Source organism: Pseudoxanthomonas sp. GW835-FHT14C01 (assembly GCF_058793715.1).
The window spans coordinates 1,039,892-1,056,786 of record NZ_JBXAGB010000002.1; the positions used below are offsets into that span (position 1 = coordinate 1,039,892).

The window sequence follows — 16,895 nt, forward strand, 5'->3', positions numbered from 1 at the left end:
GACGCCGTGGTTCGACCCTGCGCAGGCGGATACGGTAACCTTCCAGGACTTTTTCACCGGAAGATCGGATGAGCACGACCGCAGAAGCCAGCCAGGGCCGCATGCCCCGCCAGATTCCCTACATCATCGGCAACGAGGCCTGCGAGCGGTTCAGCTTCTACGGGATGCGCAACATCCTGGTGCCATTCCTGATCAGCTCGGTGCTGCTGGCCTATCTGCCGGACCAGGCCGCGCGCGAGGGCGCCGCCAAGGACCTGTTCCACAGCTTCGTCATCGGCGTGTATTTCTTCCCGCTGCTCGGCGGCTGGCTGTCGGACCGCTACTTCGGCAAGTACAACACCGTCCTGTGGTTCTCGCTGATCTACTGCGCCGGCCACGCGTGCCTGGCGTTGTTCGAGAGCAATGCCACTGGCTTCTACACCGGCCTGTTCCTGATCGCGTTGGGGTCGGGCGGCATCAAACCGCTGGTGGTGACGTTCTGCGGAGACCAGTTCGACCAGAGCAACAAGAGCAAGGCCAAGCTCGTCTTCGACGCGTTCTACTGGATCATCAATTTCGGTTCGTTCTTCGCCTCGCTGCTGATGCCGCTGGTGTTGAGAAGCTGGGGGCCGGCGTGGGCGTTCGGTATCCCGGGCATCCTGATGTTCATCGCGACCTTCATTTTCTGGCTGGGGCGCAAGAAGTACGTCAACGTGCCTCCGTCGCGCGGCGACGATCCGGATTCTTTCCTCAACATCGTGCGCAGTGCGTTGCTGGTCAAAGGCTTCGGCCCCGGCACGCTGGTCGCGGCCGTGGGCATGGTCGGTGCGGTGGTGATGCTGGCGCTGTGGGCGCTGAAGTTCGCGGACGTGGGGATCTGGCCCGAGGCATGGGGGTTCGTCATCACCGCTTGCCTTGCCCTGGGCGCGATCATCGCGGGTGTCGGCTTCGGCGCCTCGTTGCAGCTGGAGCGCGCACGCGGGCTGCATCCGGATGCCGCCATCGAAGGCGTGCGTTCGGTGCTGCGCATCCTGATCGTGTTCGCGCTGGTCACCCCGTTCTGGTCGCTGTTCGACCAGAAAGCGTCCACCTGGGTCATCCAGGGCAAGGCGATGGTGATCCCGCACGATCTGTGGTGGTGGCCGAGCTGGCTGGTGAAGGACGCCACGCAGATGCAGGCGCTGAACCCGCTGATGGTCATGCTGCTGATCCCGTTCAACAACCTGGTGCTGTACCCGGCGCTCCGGAAGATGGGTTTCAACGTCACCGCGCTGCGCCGGATGGGCTGGGGCATCGCCATCTCCGCGCTGTCGTGGATCGTGGCCGGCATGCTGCAGCTGCAGATGGATGATGGCGAACAGGTATCGCTGGCGTGGCAGACGCTGCCGTACCTGCTGCTGACTTTCGGCGAGGTGCTGGTCTCGGCGACGGCGCTCGAGTTCGCCTACAGCCAGGCGCCGATGGCGATGAAGGGCGTGATCATGGCGTTCTGGTACCTGACCAGCACGTTCGGCGGCCTGTGGGTGCTGCTGACCAACGCCAGCGTCCGCGACCCGGCGGTGATCGGCTGGATCCAGTCGCAGGGCTGGACCGAGAATGCCTTCCTGATGTTCTTCTTCGCGGGGTTCGCCTTCGTGGCGGCACTGGCGTTCGCGCTGTATGCGAGGACCTATCCGATGCAGGACAACTACCGCACCGCGGCCTGAGGACGATACATGGGCGCTCCCATCACCCTGTTGATCATCGCGGCGACCTGCGTGGTCAGCCTGATCGCCTTCCGCACGCCGGCGCTGCTGATGCGGCTGATCCTGTGGCCCCCGGCGGTCGACCGCCATCGGCAGTACGACCGGTTGGTGACGTACGGGTTCATCCATGCCGACTTCTGGCACCTGTTCTTCAACATGTTCACGCTGTTCTTCTTCGGCCGGCAGATCGAAGGCTGGATGGCGGCGCAGAAAGGCCCGTGGGTGTTTCCGCTGTTCTACGTCTCGGCGTTGGTGGTGTCGATCCTGCCTACCTACCTGAAGCACCAGAAGGACCCCAACTATCGCAGCCTCGGCGCCTCGGGCGCGGTGTCGGCGGTGCTGTTCGCCTTCATCATGCTGGCGCCATGGGCCACGATCGGCGTGTTCTTCATCCCGATGCCCGCCATCGTGTTCGCGGTGCTCTACATCGCCTACAGCATCTGGATGGACAAGCGCGGCGGCGACAACATCAACCACGGCGCGCACCTCGCAGGTGCGGCCTACGGCGTGCTGTTCCTGGTGGTGATGGACACCGGCGTGGTGCAACACTTCCTGCAGGAACTGTCTCGCCCGAGTTTCGGTTAAGCCGCCATTGCGGCTTTGCTCACCTGCATTGAAGGTGGGCCATGCTATCCCGGTGCCGTGTCCTATCCGTGGAGGAACGCATGGCGACCCGCAAGGCAACAGCCAAGAAGGCAGTCAGTAAAGCCGCGAAGAAAGCGAAGAAGGTGGCGACCCGGAAAAGCCCGGTCGGCAAGGCGGTGAAGAAGGCGACGAAGAAGGCCGCGACCAAGAAAGCCGTGGCGAAGAAGTCCGACACGAAAAAATCCATCACGAAGAAGGCGGCCACGAAGGTCGCGAAGAAGAGCGGCAGGTCTGCCATGCCACGCAAGGCGACCAAGAAGGCCGCCACGAAGACGACCGTACGCAAGGTCGCCAAGCAGGCCGCGAAGAAGGCGGTGAAGAAGGCCGCGACCAGGAAAACCACAGCCAGAAAGCCCGCAGCAAAGAAGCCCGCAGCGAGGAAGATCGTCACCCCGCATACGGCGGTACGCAAGACGCCAGCCAAGAAGTCCGCCTCCCGGAAACCGGCTGCGCGGAGCCTCACGCCAGCGCAGGCGCTCGCGAACGCACGTGCGTTGCTTGAACAGAAGCAGGAGCACGGTCGCCAGCCGGCGGCGTGGCAGCAGCTGGACCAGAGCGGTCAGGCGGGCGCGTCGGATACGGGCTTCGTGTCGAACGAGGCGGCGGTCAAGGCGATGGAACTGCACGCGGCGGAGAGCCGCATGAAGGCCATCCAGGGCAGCGCGGGAACGCAGGATCGGCGCAACCAGGGCAAGCGCGATCATCGCGGCGAGTGACGCGCGCCGTTCGTGTCGATGAGAAGGGTTTCGTTCTGCCTGCACGTTGCGTGCAGGTGGGACGGGACTCCGGCGCGGCAGTCACACCCGAAGGCGGACCCCTGCGCCGCGCCGGAGCGCCCGATGGAAGTCGTACTGGGTGGGCTCAGTCCATCAGGGAGTGCACGGCATGCACGCCTGCGGTTTCGCTGCCGGAGTAGGTGGACAGCAAACGTTCGTACACGGCGTTGTTGAGTTTCTCGAACTCCCACGCATCGGTATGGCCGGTGACGGTGAGCTGGTACAGGCCTTCCAGCAAGGTGAAGTCGCTGGCGTTGGAGACATCGGGCAGTGCGTCGATCAGGCTCATGGCGGAACTCCGAGATGCTGGTCTATGGTCCGTACGACGCAGTAATCGTGCCAACTCTGGAATTGCGAACCCGGTCACGCTGGCGCATCGCGACCGTCTTTTCACAAGGGTGAATGTGACGCGCTGCGTCCAGTTCTGCCACGCGGCCAGCCGGGCATTGCGTCACACTGTCGGGGTGTCCCCTACCACGGAGCCGCCATGACCGGCGACCTGACTTCCTTCGACCTGCATCACGACCCGGCGGCCCGCCGTTTTTCCACCCGTCTGGAGGGATCCGAGGCCGAACTTGTGTATTCGTTGCGCGACGGGCGCATGGTCATCGACCACACCGGCGTGCCCGAGGCGATCGGCGGCCGGGGCGTGGCGGCTGCGCTGGTGAGGGCGGCGCTGGACTACGCGCGCGCGCAGGGTTGGCGGGTGGTGCCGGCCTGTTCCTATTCTGCGGCCTACGTCCAGCGGCACCCCGAGTACGCCGATCTGGTGGATGCAGCGTGATGGAGACGCGCGGCGACGCGTCCTAGAATGACGTCCCTCACACGCGGAAGGAGTCCGAACGTGTCATCCCCCTCCCTGTCCCGTCTCGCGGCCCGCCGGGCGGGCCTTGTCCTGGTCACGATACTGGCGCTGGCGGCCTGCAAGCGCGAATCCACGCCGGCCCCGGTGGCCTCGGGCGAGTCGCAGCCGGCGGCCGCCGTGCCCGTCGAAACGCCGGAGGCTCCGGTCGAGCTGAAGGACGTCATCGAGACCAACGACCGGTATGTCGTGGGGATCAGCTATCCGGCGGCGGTCAACCGGTATCCGGGCCTGGCCAGGGCACTGTCGGCCTACACCGAAGCCGAGCGTGCCGAACTGATGGAGGCCGTCGAGGCGTTCGGCAACGACAAGCCGACCGCACCCTACGAACTGTCGCTGGCGTTCGAGCAGGTGGTGGACACACCGAAGATCGTCGCGGTGGCGGCCGACGGCAGCCGATACACCGGCGGCGCGCATGGCCAGCCGCTGATCGCACGCTTCGTCTGGCTGCCGCAGCAGGACACCCGGCTGACGGCCGACGCGCTGATTCCCGACGCCAAGGGCTGGCAGGCCGTCAGCGACTACGTGCGCGAGCAGTTGCACACCGCGGTCGTGAACAGGGCCGACGAAGACGAACTGGAACCGACCGATCGCGCCGCGCTGATCAAGAGCACGTTCCGCATGATCGACGAAGGCACCGAGCCCAAGGCCGGCAACTTCAGCGAGTTCGTGCCGGTGCTCGATGCATCGGGGCGGATCACCGCACTGCGTTTCGTGTTCCCGCCGTACCAGGTGGGTCCGTACGCCGATGGCACGCAGACGGTGGACGTGCCCGCCACACTACTGCTGCCCCACGTCGCCCCGGCGTACGCGGAGCTGTTCGCCCGCTGACCGCCATGCCGCACGTCCGCTTCGAACGCAGGATCGCAGACCTGTTGGCCGGAGCGGATGTGCGGATCGGCGGCGACCGGCCATGGGATATCCAGATCCATGACCCGCGCTTCCATGCGCGCGTGCTGGGGCAGGGCTCGCTGGGACTCGGCGAGAGCTATATGGACGGGTGGTGGGACGCGGCGTCGCTCGACGGTCTGCTGTTCCATCTGCTCGCGGCGCGGGTGGACGAACGCGTGCACGGCGCAGGCGAAGTCTTCGACGCACTGCGGGCCCGGCTGACCAACCTGCAGTCGCCGCGGCGCAGTGGTGAGGTCGGGCGGCGCCACTACGACCTGGGCAACGATCTGTATGCCGCCATGCTGGGCCGGCGGCTGGTCTATAGCTGCGGCTACTGGCGCGACGCCGGCGACCTCGATGCCGCGCAGGAAGCCAAGCTCGATCTGGTCTGCCGCAAGCTCCGCCTGCAGTCCGGCATGCGCGTGCTCGATATCGGCTGCGGCTGGGGCGAGGCGCTGAAGTTCGCGGCGGAGCGTTATGGGGTCAGCGGTGTCGGCATCACCATCTCCCGCGAGCAGGCCGACTATGCGCGTCGCGTGTGCGATGGCCTGCCGGTCGAGATCCGCCTGCAGGATTATCGCGAACTGGACGAACCCTTCGACGCGGTGTTTTCGCTGGGCATGTTCGAGCACGTGGGCGCGAAGAACTACATCGGGTACTTCGACGTGGCGCGGCGCTGTCTGCCGCCCGACGGCCTGTTCCTGCTGCATACCATCGGCGGCGAACGTTCGGTGCAGCGATCCGATCCCTGGATCGCGCGCTACATCTTCCCCAACTCCATGCTGCCATCGGCGGCGCAGATCGCGCAGGCGATCGAAGGGCGGTTCGTGCTGGAGGACTGGCACAACTTCGGTGCCGACTACGACCGTACCCTGCAGGCGTGGCGGGACAACGTCGAGGCGGCGTGGGAGCGCCTGGATCCGCGCTACGACGCGCGCTTCCGGCGGATGTGGCGGTTCTACCTGGCGGTTTCGATGGCCACGTTCCGTAGCCGTCGGTCGCAGCTATGGCAACTCGTGCTGTCGCCGCGCGGGGTGCCGGGCGGGTACGTCGCGCCGCGTTGAGGGGAGGCACAAAGGAAAAGAGCAGGCCATAGCCTGCTCTTCATCGTGCGGTTTCGGCCGGTGTCAGTCAGGCCGATGGCGCGGAGGGCAGCTCGCGCGCGTTGAAGATGCGCTCGATCACCTCGGCCAGTTCGTCCTCGGAGAACGGCTTGGTGAGGTAGGCCTTGGCGCCCTGGCGCAGGCCCCACATGCGGTCGGTGTCCTGGTCCTTGGTGGTCACCAGGATCACCGGGATGTGCTTGGTCGTGGCCTCGCGGCTCAGCGTGCGGGTGGCCTGGAACCCGTTGAGGTTCGGCATCACCACGTCCATCAGCACCATGTCCGGCAGTTCGCGCTTGGCGACTTCCACGCCCGCGGCGCCGTCTTCGGCGGTGATGGATTCGTGCCCCAGTTTCTCGACGATGCGCTGGATGCCCAGCAGTTGCGACGGTGAATCGTCGACGATCAGAATCTTTGCCATGGATGTCCCCAGTGTTCCCCGTCACCGATTTTAGACCTTGTCGGTGACAACACAATGGGGTTGGCGGCCAACGGACGACGCCCGTCGTACCGCCGATGCCGTTCATCCCATTCGTACCAGCGTGCGCCCGAACGAGCGCCCTGCCAGCATGGTGCGGAACACCTCGGGAAGCCCGTCCAGCGTGGTTTCGCGCGTGCAGATCGTATCGAGGTGCCGCGGTTTCCAGTCGCTGGCGAGGTGCTGCCAGACCTGTTCGCGGATATCGCGTGCGGTACCCGCCGACGCCACGCCGAGTAGCGATACGCCCCGAATTATGAAGGGCATCACAGTTATGGGCAGGTCGGCCGCAGCGGCAAGGCCGGCGCTAGCGACATTGCCGTAGGGCGTCGTCTGCGCCAGCAGGCTGGCCAGCATCGGACCACCCACATTGTCGAGGCCACCGCCGAAGCGTGCGGACTCCATCGGACGCAGGGTCGCCAGCGCATCGCGGCCCAGCACTTCGCTGGCGCCGATGGACGTCAGGTAGTCCGTGTTCTCCGGCTTGCCGCTGATGGCGTGCACCTCGAAGCCGGCCTTGCTGAAGATGTCGACGGCCAGCGAACCCACGCCACCGGTGGCGCCAGTGACGGCGAGCGGTCCGAGCGCCGGCGTCTGCCGGTTCTCGCGCATGCGGTACAACGCCAGCGCGGCGGTGAAGCCGGCCGTGCCCAGGATCATGCTTTCGCGCAGGCTCAGCCCGGCGGGCAGGGGAATGACCCACTTCGCATCGAGTCGTGCGTACTCGGCATAGCCACCGTCGCGCGTTTCGCTGAGGCCCGAGCCGGTGACCAGCACGGCGTCGCCTTCCCTGAAGGCGGGATCGGTGGACGCCACCACATGACCGGCCACGTCGATGCCACCGACCAACGGAAAGCGCCGCAGGATCTTGCCTTCGCCGGTGCCGGCCAGCGCGTCCTTGAAGTTGACCGACGAGTAGGCCGTCCTGATGACGACTTCGCCGGGATTCAACGCATCCAGCGCGATGGTTTCGAGGCCGCTGCGGTAGCCGGCGTCGTCGTTGTGGATGCGGAAGGCGTTGAAGGGGGTGGGCAGGGTCATGCGTCTACTCCGTCATCCCGGCGAAAGCCGGGACCTAGCATTCGGATTCTGCGGTCATTGCCGCGTAAAAGCCAAAGCGTCGGCATGCGACTTTGGTACGACATGCAGGTTCATGCGATTTCGCAATAAAGATCATGCCAGTATGGATTCGTGTCCTCGATGAGCTTGACCTTCCAGTCTCGCTTCCACTGCTTGAGCGCTTTCTCCCGCGCAATCGCGGATTCCATCGTCTCGTGGACCTCGTGCCAGACCAGCATGTGGACACGATAGCGGCGAGTGAAGCCGGAAACCTGATCGTTCTTGTGCTGCCAGATGCGCGCGGTAAGGTCGGAGGTGACGCCGATGTAGAGCGTTCCATTGCGTTGGCTCGCAAGGATGTAAACGCATGGATTGCGTTTGCGCATGGGCACTCCTTGCCCTGCGGAGAGTCAACGCGATCCTGCTCTCATGCATATGTCACGTTCAAGCGAAGTCGCTGGGTCCCGGCTTTCGCCGGGATGACGATGAAATCCATTCGCGTGATGGAATAGCCTCGTCTTTGTGCGCCCGTGAGGGCTATATCAGGTAGCACGACCTGCCCACCCGTCATCCCGGCGAAAGCCGGGACCCAGCGACTTCAACCCTCGCTGCATCAAGGTTCACCGCAGCGACTTCCGCCGCTTCTCGTCCATCCACTTGTCCGCCTGCGCGGGCGCATAGGCGCGCATCCATGCGACCATCGCGTCGATGTCGTCGCCGTGCCACAGGTCCGCACGCTGTTCCGGGTGCAGGAAGCGTTCTTCGACCATGCGGTCGATCATGCCCATCAGCGGCGAATAGAAGCCCTCGACATCCAGGAAGGCGCAGGGCTTGTCGCCGATGCCGAGCTGGCGCCAGGTCAGCATCTCGAACATCTCGTCCAGCGTGCCGAAGCCGCCGGGCAGGGCGACGAAGGCGTCGGACAGGTCGAACATGCGCTTCTTGCGTTCGTGCATGTTGGCGACGACCTCCAGCTTGGTTACGCCCTTGTGCGCGACCTCCCAGTTGACCAGCTGTTCGGGAATCACGCCGATCACCTCGCCGCCGGCCGCGAGCACGGCGTCCGCCACGATTCCCATCAGGCCGACGTTGCCGCCGCCGTAGACCAGTTGAAGGCCTTCCTTCGCGATGCGGTCGCCCAGCGCGATGGCGCGTTCGGCGTAGGCGGGTTTGTTGCCGGCGTTCGAGCCGCAGTAGACGCAGATGCTCTTCATGGTCGTAGGTCCTGTCTTGCCAGTTGTCTGAAACGCAAAACGCCAGGCATCGCCTGGCGCATGCGTGTCACGGCGGCATTGGCGCCGCCGTGCGGGCCTCAGTTGGCCTTGTGGATGGAGCGCTTGTGCACCGCCATCGCCGCGTCGTGGATCGCTTCCGACAGCGTCGGGTGCGCATGGCAGATGCGTGCCAGGTCGTCGGCCGAGCCCTTGAACTCCATCGCGATCACGCCTTCGTGCACCAGTTCCGAGACGCCCACGCCGACGGCGTGCAGGCCCAGGATCAGGTCGGTCTCCTCGTGGGCGATGACCTTGACCAGGCCGGCCGGCTCGCCCATCGCCACGGCGCGTGCGATCGCGGCGAACGGGAAGGTGCCGACCTTGTATGGCACGCCCTCGGCCTTGAGCTGCTGCTCGGTCTTGCCGACCCAGGCGATTTCCGGCTCGGTGTAGATGACCCACGGCACGGTGTCGAAGTTGACGTGGCCCGGCAGGCCCGCGATCAGCTCGGCCACCGCGATGCCTTCCTCGAAGCCCTTGTGCGCCAGCATCGGGCCGCGCACGCAGTCGCCGATCGCCCACACGCCGTCCACGCCGGTGTGGCAATGGTCGTCGACCTCGATCTGGCCGCGCTCGGTCAGCTTCACGCCGGTGCCGTCGGCCAGCAGGCCCTTGCTGGCGGCCTTGCGGCCCACCGCGACCAGCAGCTTGTCGACGGTCAGCGTCTTCTCGCCGTCGGCGTCGCTGTAGGTGACCACGACTTCCTTCTTCTTGCCCTTGCCGGTGATGTCGGTCTTGCTGACCTTGGCGCCCAGTCGGATGTCCAGGCCCTGCTTCTTGAATTCCTTGGCGGCGACCCTGGCGATCTCGGTGTCGGCGGCGGCCAGGAAGTCCGGCAGCGCTTCCAGGATCACGACCTCGGCGCCCAGGCGCTTCCACACGCTGCCCAGCTCCAGGCCGATCACGCCGGCGCCGATCACGGCCAGGCGCTTGGGCACTTCGGTGAAGTCCAGCGCGCCGACGTTGTCGACGATGTATTCGTTGTCGAACTTGGCGAACGGCAGTTCGATCGAATCCGAGCCCGACGCGATGATGACGTTGGTGCCCTTGAGCTCGACCTCGCTGCCGTCGTGCTGCTTCACCTTGACCACATTGCCGGGCTGCAGCTGGCCGAAGCCGTAGTACGGTGTGATCTTGTTCGCCTTGAACAGCATCGCGATGCCGCCGGTGAACTGCTTCACGATCTTGTCCTTGCGGCCGACCATCGCCTCGACGTCGATCTTGGCGTCCTTGAAGGTGATGCCGTGGTCGCCGAACAGGTGACTCATGTTCCAGTACTGGCGCGAGGAATCCAGCAGCGCCTTGGACGGCACGCAACCGACGCGCAGGCAGGTGCCGCCCAGCGCGGGCTTGCCGTCCTTGCCCAGCGCGGCGTCGATGCAGGCGACCTTCATGCCGAGTTGCGCGGCGCGGATGGCGGCGTGGTAGCCGGCCGGGCCGGCACCGATGACGACGACGTCGAATTGTTCGCTCATTTCATTCGCTCAAAGGAGAAGTGAGTGGAGAGAAGTGAGGAGTGAGGAAGAACAAGAGCCATGGCTCTCACTCCGCACTCCTGATCACTCGCTCCTCGCTCTTACATGCCCAGCAGCATGCGGTGCGGGTTTTCCAGCTGGTTCTTGATGTCGACCAGGAACAGCACCGCGTCCTTGCCGTCGATGATGCGGTGGTCGTAGGACAGCGCGATGTACATCATCGGCGCCGCGACGACCTGGCCGTTCTCGACGATGGCGCGGTCCTTGATGGCGTGCATGCCGAGGATGGCGCTCTGCGGCGGGTTGACGATCGGGGTGGACATCAGCGAGCCGAAGGTGCCGCCGTTGGTGATGGTGAAGGTGCCGCCCTGCAGGTCTTCCAGGCCGAGCTTGCCGTCGCGCGCCTTCTTGGCGTACTCGGCGATGCCCTTCTCGATGTCGCCGAAACCCATGCGCTCGACATTGCGCAGCACCGGCGTGACCAGGCCCTTCTCGGTGGAGACGGCGATCGAGATGTCGGAATAGCCGTGGTAGATGATGTCGTTGCCGTCGACCGAGGCGTTGACGATCGGGTGGCGCTGCAGTGCGTTGGCGGCGGCCTTGGCGAAGAAGCTCATGAAGCCGAGCTTGATGCCGTTGGCCTTCACGAAGTCGTCCTGCAGTTCCTTGCGCATCTCCATGACCTTGGCCAGGTTGACCTCGTTGAACGAGGTCAGCATGGCGATGGAGTTCTTCGACTGCATCAGGCGCTCGGCGATGCGCGTGCGGATGCGGGTCATCGGCACGCGCTCTTCCGGACGCGCGCCGCCGCTGACGCCGGCGGTCTTGCCGCTGGCGTAGTTGACCAGGTCTTCCTTGGTGACTGCGCCACGACGGCCGGTGCCTTCCACGTTCGACGGGTCGATGCCCTGCGTGATGGCGGTGAAGCGCGCGCCCGGGGGCAGCGCATCGGCACCGGCCGGGGCAAGCTTGGTGCTGGACGGCGCAGCGGCGTCGGCCTTGGCGGCCTCGGCCTTCGGCTGCACTTCCTGCGCACCGGCGGCGGGCTTCTTCTCTTCGGCGGCGGCAGGCGCGGCGGCCGCCGTTGCGCCTTCCTCGATGATCGCCAGCAGTTGCTGGCTGGTCACCGTGTCGCCTTCCTTGAACTTGATTTCCTTCAGCACGCCGTCGACGGGCGAGGGCACTTCCAGCACGACCTTGTCGGTTTCCAGGTCCATCAGGTTCTCGTCGCGCTTGACCGCGTCGCCCACCTTCTTGTGCCAGGCGGCGATGGTGGCGTCGGAAACGGACTCGGGAAGAACCGGAACTTTGACTTCAGTGGCCATGGGATGGGGCGTCCTGGTGTGTTGTTGTGCGTAAAGAGAAAGAGGTTGGCTTACTCGGCGACGTTGTCGTTGCCGAGCTTGTTGACCAATGCGTCGGCGACCAGCTTCAGCTGCTCCTCGACGTGCTCGGCGAAATGGCCGGCAGCGGGCGAAGGCGAGCGCGGGCGACCCGCGTAGTGCAGCGATTGCTTGTCGGCCAGGCAGGCCTGCAGGTGGTGCTTGATCTGGTACCACGCACCCTGGTTCTGCGGTTCTTCCTGGCACCAGACCACCTCGGTGGCCTTGCCGTAACGCTTGAGTTCGGCGGCCAGCTGTTCGCGCGGGAACGGATACAGCTGTTCGACGCGCAGCAGGGCGACATCGTTCTGGCCACGCTTCTGCGCATCTTCCAGCAGGTCGTAATAGACCTTGCCCGAGCACACGACGACGCGCTTGACCTGCTTGGCGTCGGCGGTGGCGTCCGGGATCAGGTGCTGGAACTCGCCGTTGGCCAGTTCGTCCAGCGTGGACACGGCCAGCTTGTGGCGCAGCAGCGACTTCGGCGTCATCACCACCAGCGGCTTGCGGGTGGTCATGCGCATCTGCCGGCGCAGCATGTGGTAGCACTGCGCCGGCGTGGTGGGCACGCAGACCAGCATGTTCTCCAGCGCGCACAGCTGCAGGAAACGCTCCAGGCGCGCCGAACTGTGCTCGGGGCCCTGGCCCTCGTAGCCGTGCGGCAGCAGCAGGGTCAGGCCGCTGATGCGGCCCCACTTGGCTTCACCGGCGGCGATGAACTGGTCGATCACCACCTGCGCGCCGTTGGCGAAGTCGCCGAACTGCGCTTCCCAGATGCACAGGGTGTTGGGATCGGTGGTCGAGAAACCGTACTCGAACGCCATCACCGCTTCCTCGCTGAGCAGCGAGTCGATGATGGTGGCCTGCTCCGGCTGTTCGACCAGCTGGCGCAGCGGCAGGTAATAACTGTCGGTCTTCTGGTCGTGGAGGATCGCGTGGCGGTGGAAGAACGTGCCGCGGCCGGCATCCTGGCCGACCAGGCGCAGGCCATTGCCTTCCGACAGCAGCGTCGCGTAGGCGAGGTTCTCGGCGAAGCCCCAGTCGGCCGGTTGGTCGCCCGCCGCCATCTTCACGCGGTCCTCGTAGATCTTCGCCACGCGCGGATGCAGAACGACGCCAGCCGGGATGGTGGTGATGATCTTGGCCAGCGCGTCCAGCGCCTTGCGCTTGACCCGGGTGTCGACCGGATCGCTGAGCTTGCCGGAGAGGTACTTCGACCAGTCGATCGCCAGTTCGTCGTCCTTCTGCTTGGCGAGCTCGGTGGTGTATTCGCCGGAATCCAGTTTGGTGCGATAGGCATCGGCCAGCGCCTTGCCGCCTTCGGCCGGGATGACGCCCGCGCCTTCCAGCTTGGCGGCGTACATTTCGCGCGTGGTCGCGTGCTTGCGGATGGTCTGGTACATGACCGGCTGCGTCGCGGCCGGTTCGTCGGCCTCGTTGTGGCCGTGGCGGCGGTAGCAGACGAGGTCGATCACCACGTCCTTCTTGAACTGCTGGCGGAAGTCGTACGCCAGCTTCGCCACGAACACCACCGCTTCCGGATCGTCGCCGTTCACATGGAACACCGGCGCGCCGACCATCTTGGCGACGTCGGTGCAGTACAGCGTGGAGCGCGCGTCTTCCTTGTTGCTGGTGGTGAAGCCGATCTGGTTGTTGATGACGATGTGCAGCGTGCCGCCGACGGCGAAACCGCGCGCCTGCGACATCTGGAAGAGTTCCATCACCACGCCCTGGCCCGCGAACGCCGCGTCGCCGTGGATGATGATCGGCAGCACGGTCTGGCGTGCGGCGTCGGTGCGACGCTCCTGGCGCGAACGCACGCTGCCGGCCACGACCGGGTCGACGATCTCCAGGTGCGACGGGTTGAAGGCCAGCGCCAGGTGGACCGGACCGCCCGGGGTGGCGATGTCGGCGGAGAAGCCCATGTGGTACTTCACGTCGCCGGCGTGCGCCAGGTTGTTGTCGTGCTCGAACTTGCCCTCGAACTCGTCGAACAGCTTGCGCGGGCTCTTGCCCAGCGTGTTGACCAGTACGTTGAGGCGGCCGCGGTGGGCCATGCCGACCACGATGTCCTTGACCCCGCCTTCGCCGGCGTTGCGGATCATGGTGTCGAGCAGCGGGATGAGCGCGTCGCCGCCTTCCAGCGAGAAGCGCTTCTGGCCGACGTACTTGGTGTGCAGGTAGCGTTCCAGGCCTTCGGCGGCGGTCAGGCGCTCCAGTGTGCGGCGCTTGGCGTCTTCCGACAGACCGAACTGGCCGCCGGCGGTCTCCAGGCGCTGGTACAGCCACTGGCGCTGCTCGACCTCGGAGATATGCATGAACTCGACGCCGATCGGGCCGGTGTAGGTGGCCTTCAGGCGGGCGAGCAGGTCGCGCAGCTTCATGCGCGAGTGGCCGCCGACGTTGCCCGTGCTGAATTCGCTGTCGAGGTCGCGGTCGGACAGGTCGTGGAAGGCCAGGTCCAGATCCGGCGGATTGAGCGGCGGGGTCAGGCCCAGCGGGTCGATCTGTGCGCCGAGGTGGCCACGCGACCGGTACGCCGTGATCAGGCGGCCCACGTTGCGTTCGCGCTCGTCGCCGCCCGCCGCTGCGGCATGGCCATTGTTGGCGGCCTGGCGGGCGGCGTCGGTGATCTGCTGGATGACCACCGAATGCGGGACATCGCCGGCCTCGCGGCCCTTGAATCCGTCGAAATAGGCCTTCCACTTGGGGCCCACGCTGTCCGGGGCGACGAGGTACTGCTCGTACAGGTCTTCGACGTAGGAGGCGTTGCCTCCGTTGAGCTGCGAGGATTGCGCGAACTGCTTCAGGAGATTGTCCACGATGGGATTCGGTGGGGTAGTCGAGGGGCGCTTGCGGTCCATGTCGTGCGATGTCCCACGGACATGGACGAAAACCCGGAAATTATACCCCCATGCCGGGAAGCGGGCGTAACCGGATTGGACTAAAGACGCAGGGTGCGGGCGCGTGGCGCCGTCGGACGCGACGGCGCGCGGGGCGTGCTAGAGACCCAGCGCGCGGTATTCGCTGACGGGTCGCGACCGCTCCCAGATCTGCGAGAACTCCTCGCGCAGCTGGCGTGCGCGGCCTCCATGCGCCAGGCCCGCCTCGCCATCGAAGCGGTGCCCGAGCGGCCGGAAGTAGTACCCGTGGTGGTCGTTGGCGACGAAGGCGGCGGTGTAGGGCAGGTCGACCGGATCGTGCACTTCGCGGAAGGCGAACACGCTGGGAAGTCGCTGCCCCAGGCCGATCAGCGGCGCCAATGCCCGTTGTGGGGTGGCCGCATCCTGCAGCAGCACGTGAACCTGCGCACCGGTCTGGCGCGTGGCGAAGCGGCGCAGTCCGTCGACGACGGCAGGCGCGTCCCACAGGCCGGGATCCAGTACCCGGCTGTAGATCACCAGCGATCGGCGGGCCTGGGCGATGACGGCGGTGGTGATCGCCACGGCTTCCACGCGATGGGCGATGCCGGCGGGGCCCGCCAGCACGCGCCGCATCGCCTGGTGCTCGATGCCGGCCTCGATGAAGCGGTCGCCTTCCGGCAGGAAGCCATGCCGGGCGTAGAACGCCTCGGCGCCGACCTGCGCGTGCAGCGACACGGCGGGCCACTGCCGCCGACGGGCTTCGTCCAGCAGGGCGACCAGCAGGGCGTCGCCGACGCCGCGGCCGCGCCAGGCCGCCAGCACGGCCATGCGGCCGATCCGGTGTTCGGGCGTCAGTCGCGCGGTGCCGATGGGCGTTCCCGCCGGATCGCGGACCAGCACGTGGTGGCTGAGCGGATCCAGCGCGTCGCGTTCCAGCGCGCGCGGCACCTGCTGTTCCTGCACGAACACCGCATCCCGGACCTGGTGGACCAGACGCGCGTCCGTGGCGTACTGCACCGCTTCGGCGACAGGGTCCCCCAGGGCGTTCATGCGTCCTCGTCCCCGGCGTCCGGATCGTCGTCGAAGGCCAACTGGTAGTGTCCCTGGGCCGCCAGCGCCATCACCGCGTCCCGGCCCGCCCCGCCGAGCGCGCTGTAAGTGGCGCCATCGAGGCTTTCCAGCGCCGCCAGCAGTTGCGCTTCCTTGACCGGCAGCAGGTAATCCTGGCCATTGCAGAACAGGGTCGCGCCCTTGCTGCGCCGCCGCCAGGCGAAGCGCGAGAACGGGTGGCGCAGCAACTGCGCGCCCTGCTGCAGGTCCCATTCCATCTCGATGCGCGATGGCGCGTCCGGGGCCGGCATCACGTCGCCCGAGGCGCGGTAGGTGGTGATGAAGCGGCCGAACCAGTCGCCGACCAGGTCGGGATCGTTCATGCGCAGCGCGTTCAGGGCCTCGACCGCGCGGTCCATCGCGCGGGCATCGATTTCGTTCGGATCCTGCGGCACGGTCAGGTCTTCGTCGTGGTAGCGCATAGCCTCGTCGGCTTCGGCGATCAGCGTGTCCAGGTAGTCGCCGATCAACTCCGCCGAGGATGGCGCGCGCATGCCGACCGAGAATGTCAGGCACGGGTTCTCCGCTACGCCGTGGTGCGGTACCAGCGGCGGCAGGTACAGCATGTCGCCCGGCGACAGCACCCACTCGTGCGTGGGGTCGAAGCGGCGCAGCAGCTTGATCGCCACGTCGTCCTGGAACCCCAGGTCCGGCGCCGGTTTGCCCATCGCCACGCTGGCGTCGATCATCCAGCGCCGCTCGCCCTGCGCCTGCAGCAGGAACACGTCGTAGTGGTCCACGTGCGCGCCGACCGATCCGCCGGTGGCGGCGAAGCTGATCATGATGTCGTCCACGCGCCAGCGCGGCAGGAAGCGGAACTGGTCGAGCACCCGGCGGACATCGGCATCCCACTTGTCGACGTCCTGCACCAGCAGCGTCCAGTCGTGGTCCGGCAGTCCGGGAAAGTCTTCTTCCTGGAACGGTCCCGTACGCACGTCCCACACGCCGGTCGCCTTGTCCAGGCTGATCATGCGCGCCAGCACGCCCTCTTCGCAGGCGAGGCCGGCGAGGTCTTCCGGCTGCACCGGTGTCTCGAACCCCGGGAACGCGTTGCGGATCAGCAGCGGGCGCTTGTGCCAGTAATCGCGCAGGAAGCGGTCGGCCGGCATGCCGAGGGGATGGTCGCGGGTGGCGTCGATCTCGAACGGGAGCGAGGCGGCGCGGGGGGACGTCTTCTTGGTCATCGGGTCGGGTTCGCGTGGCGTAGCGCCGTGCAGGAGAGGGGTGGGGCAGCGTCGCCGATGGCGGCACC

The 16,895-nt window shown here is 66.3% G+C and carries 16 protein-coding genes; 6 read left to right on the forward strand and 10 right to left on the reverse strand.

Going from position 1 to position 16,895, the window contains the following annotated elements; genetic code table 11:
• Positions 1-68: 68 nt before the first annotated feature.
• The 3 genes from AC1Q5B_RS11755 (at position 69) to AC1Q5B_RS11765 (ending at position 3,085) form a co-directional block, all read left to right on the forward strand.
• On the forward strand, positions 69-1,685 hold the full coding sequence (locus AC1Q5B_RS11755; protein ID WP_492631841.1) for a POT-type proton-dependent oligopeptide transporter: 1,617 nt from the start codon (positions 69-71) through the stop codon (positions 1,683-1,685).
• Between the two features lie 9 nt (positions 1,686-1,694).
• Complete coding sequence (locus AC1Q5B_RS11760) at positions 1,695-2,309, forward strand: rhomboid family intramembrane serine protease (RefSeq protein WP_492631842.1); 615 nt, start codon at positions 1,695-1,697, stop codon at positions 2,307-2,309.
• Positions 2,310-2,389: 80 nt separating this feature from the next.
• Entirely contained in the window at positions 2,390-3,085 is a 696-nt protein-coding gene (locus AC1Q5B_RS11765) for a hypothetical protein (protein ID WP_492631843.1), read from the forward strand.
• A gap of 145 nt (positions 3,086-3,230) precedes the next feature.
• Here AC1Q5B_RS11765 and AC1Q5B_RS11770 read toward each other — a convergent pair whose 3' ends face one another.
• Positions 3,231-3,434, reverse strand: a complete 204-nt coding sequence (locus AC1Q5B_RS11770; RefSeq protein ID WP_492631844.1) for a hypothetical protein — start codon at positions 3,432-3,434, stop codon at positions 3,231-3,233.
• Positions 3,435-3,632: 198 nt separating this feature from the next.
• On the opposite strand from AC1Q5B_RS11770, the gene AC1Q5B_RS11775 reads away from it, so the two are divergent.
• From AC1Q5B_RS11775 to cfa, 3 genes are read left to right on the forward strand one after another with little or no spacing between them, the layout of a single operon-like run.
• The gene (locus tag AC1Q5B_RS11775; protein ID WP_492631845.1) at positions 3,633-3,929 is read left to right on the forward strand and encodes a GNAT family N-acetyltransferase; all 297 of its coding nucleotides are present in this window, start codon (positions 3,633-3,635) and stop codon (positions 3,927-3,929) included.
• A 60-nt stretch (positions 3,930-3,989) separates the two neighbouring features.
• Positions 3,990-4,838, forward strand: coding sequence for a DUF3298 and DUF4163 domain-containing protein (locus tag AC1Q5B_RS11780; protein ID WP_492631846.1), 849 nt, complete (start codon positions 3,990-3,992; stop codon positions 4,836-4,838).
• A gap of 5 nt (positions 4,839-4,843) precedes the next feature.
• Positions 4,844-5,962 carry a cyclopropane fatty acyl phospholipid synthase gene (cfa, locus tag AC1Q5B_RS11785; RefSeq protein ID WP_492631847.1) on the forward strand — a complete coding sequence of 373 codons (1,119 nt, stop codon included), beginning with the start codon at positions 4,844-4,846 and terminating at the stop codon, positions 5,960-5,962.
• Positions 5,963-6,029: 67 nt separating this feature from the next.
• On the opposite strand, the gene pilH is transcribed toward cfa, so the two are convergent.
• From pilH to AC1Q5B_RS11830, 9 genes are all read right to left on the reverse strand, one after another.
• The gene (gene pilH / locus AC1Q5B_RS11790) at positions 6,030-6,422 is read right to left on the reverse strand and encodes a twitching motility response regulator PilH (RefSeq protein WP_055942820.1); all 393 of its coding nucleotides are present in this window, start codon (positions 6,420-6,422) and stop codon (positions 6,030-6,032) included.
• A 102-nt stretch (positions 6,423-6,524) separates the two neighbouring features.
• Positions 6,525-7,520 (reverse strand): YhdH/YhfP family quinone oxidoreductase, encoded by a 996-nt coding sequence (locus AC1Q5B_RS11795; RefSeq protein ID WP_492631848.1) that lies wholly within the window; start codon positions 7,518-7,520, stop codon positions 6,525-6,527.
• Between the two features lie 110 nt (positions 7,521-7,630).
• A complete protein-coding gene (locus tag AC1Q5B_RS11800) occupies positions 7,631-7,924 on the reverse strand; it encodes a GIY-YIG nuclease family protein (RefSeq protein WP_492631849.1) in 294 nt (97 codons plus the stop codon).
• Positions 7,925-8,158: 234 nt separating this feature from the next.
• A complete protein-coding gene (locus tag AC1Q5B_RS11805; RefSeq protein WP_192268412.1) occupies positions 8,159-8,752 on the reverse strand; it encodes an LOG family protein in 594 nt (197 codons plus the stop codon).
• 98 nt (positions 8,753-8,850) lie between these two features.
• Positions 8,851-10,287: a dihydrolipoyl dehydrogenase gene (lpdA, locus tag AC1Q5B_RS11810; protein WP_492631850.1), complete on the reverse strand. Its 1,437-nt coding sequence runs from the start codon at positions 10,285-10,287 to the stop codon at positions 8,851-8,853.
• Positions 10,288-10,388: 101 nt separating this feature from the next.
• A complete protein-coding gene (sucB, locus tag AC1Q5B_RS11815; protein ID WP_492631851.1) occupies positions 10,389-11,612 on the reverse strand; it encodes a dihydrolipoyllysine-residue succinyltransferase in 1,224 nt (407 codons plus the stop codon).
• 50 nt (positions 11,613-11,662) lie between these two features.
• The gene (locus tag AC1Q5B_RS11820) at positions 11,663-14,491 is read right to left on the reverse strand and encodes a 2-oxoglutarate dehydrogenase E1 component (protein WP_492631852.1); all 2,829 of its coding nucleotides are present in this window, start codon (positions 14,489-14,491) and stop codon (positions 11,663-11,665) included.
• Positions 14,492-14,671: 180 nt separating this feature from the next.
• Positions 14,672-15,583 (reverse strand): GNAT family N-acetyltransferase, encoded by a 912-nt coding sequence (locus AC1Q5B_RS11825; RefSeq protein WP_492631853.1) that lies wholly within the window; start codon positions 15,581-15,583, stop codon positions 14,672-14,674.
• The gene (locus AC1Q5B_RS11830; RefSeq protein WP_492631854.1) at positions 15,580-16,827 is read right to left on the reverse strand and encodes a ribosomal protein uL16 3-hydroxylase; all 1,248 of its coding nucleotides are present in this window, start codon (positions 16,825-16,827) and stop codon (positions 15,580-15,582) included. Before AC1Q5B_RS11830 ends, AC1Q5B_RS11825 begins: the two co-directional genes overlap by 4 nt.
• Positions 16,828-16,895 lie beyond the last annotated feature (68 nt).

Excerpts from the sequence above, each read along its gene's own strand:
- AC1Q5B_RS11755 (WP_492631841.1), top strand. The coding sequence starts at position 69 with ATGAGCACGACCGCAGAAGCCAGCCAGGGCCGCATGCCCCGCCAGATT.
- AC1Q5B_RS11760 (WP_492631842.1), top strand. The coding sequence starts at position 1,695 with ATGGGCGCTCCCATCACCCTGTTGATCATCGCGGCGACCTGCGTGGTC.
- AC1Q5B_RS11765 (WP_492631843.1), top strand. The coding sequence starts at position 2,390 with ATGGCGACCCGCAAGGCAACAGCCAAGAAGGCAGTCAGTAAAGCCGCG.
- AC1Q5B_RS11770 (WP_492631844.1), bottom strand. The coding sequence starts at position 3,434 with ATGAGCCTGATCGACGCACTGCCCGATGTCTCCAACGCCAGCGACTTC.
- AC1Q5B_RS11775 (WP_492631845.1), top strand. The coding sequence starts at position 3,633 with ATGACCGGCGACCTGACTTCCTTCGACCTGCATCACGACCCGGCGGCC.
- cfa (WP_492631847.1), top strand. The coding sequence starts at position 4,844 with ATGCCGCACGTCCGCTTCGAACGCAGGATCGCAGACCTGTTGGCCGGA.
- pilH (WP_055942820.1), bottom strand. The coding sequence starts at position 6,422 with ATGGCAAAGATTCTGATCGTCGACGATTCACCGTCGCAACTGCTGGGC.
- AC1Q5B_RS11795 (WP_492631848.1), bottom strand. The coding sequence starts at position 7,520 with ATGACCCTGCCCACCCCCTTCAACGCCTTCCGCATCCACAACGACGAC.
- AC1Q5B_RS11800 (WP_492631849.1), bottom strand. The coding sequence starts at position 7,924 with ATGCGCAAACGCAATCCATGCGTTTACATCCTTGCGAGCCAACGCAAT.
- AC1Q5B_RS11805 (WP_192268412.1), bottom strand. The coding sequence starts at position 8,752 with ATGAAGAGCATCTGCGTCTACTGCGGCTCGAACGCCGGCAACAAACCC.
- lpdA (WP_492631850.1), bottom strand. The coding sequence starts at position 10,287 with ATGAGCGAACAATTCGACGTCGTCGTCATCGGTGCCGGCCCGGCCGGC.
- sucB (WP_492631851.1), bottom strand. The coding sequence starts at position 11,612 with ATGGCCACTGAAGTCAAAGTTCCGGTTCTTCCCGAGTCCGTTTCCGAC.
- AC1Q5B_RS11825 (WP_492631853.1), bottom strand. The coding sequence starts at position 15,583 with ATGAACGCCCTGGGGGACCCTGTCGCCGAAGCGGTGCAGTACGCCACG.
- AC1Q5B_RS11830 (WP_492631854.1), bottom strand. The coding sequence starts at position 16,827 with ATGACCAAGAAGACGTCCCCCCGCGCCGCCTCGCTCCCGTTCGAGATC.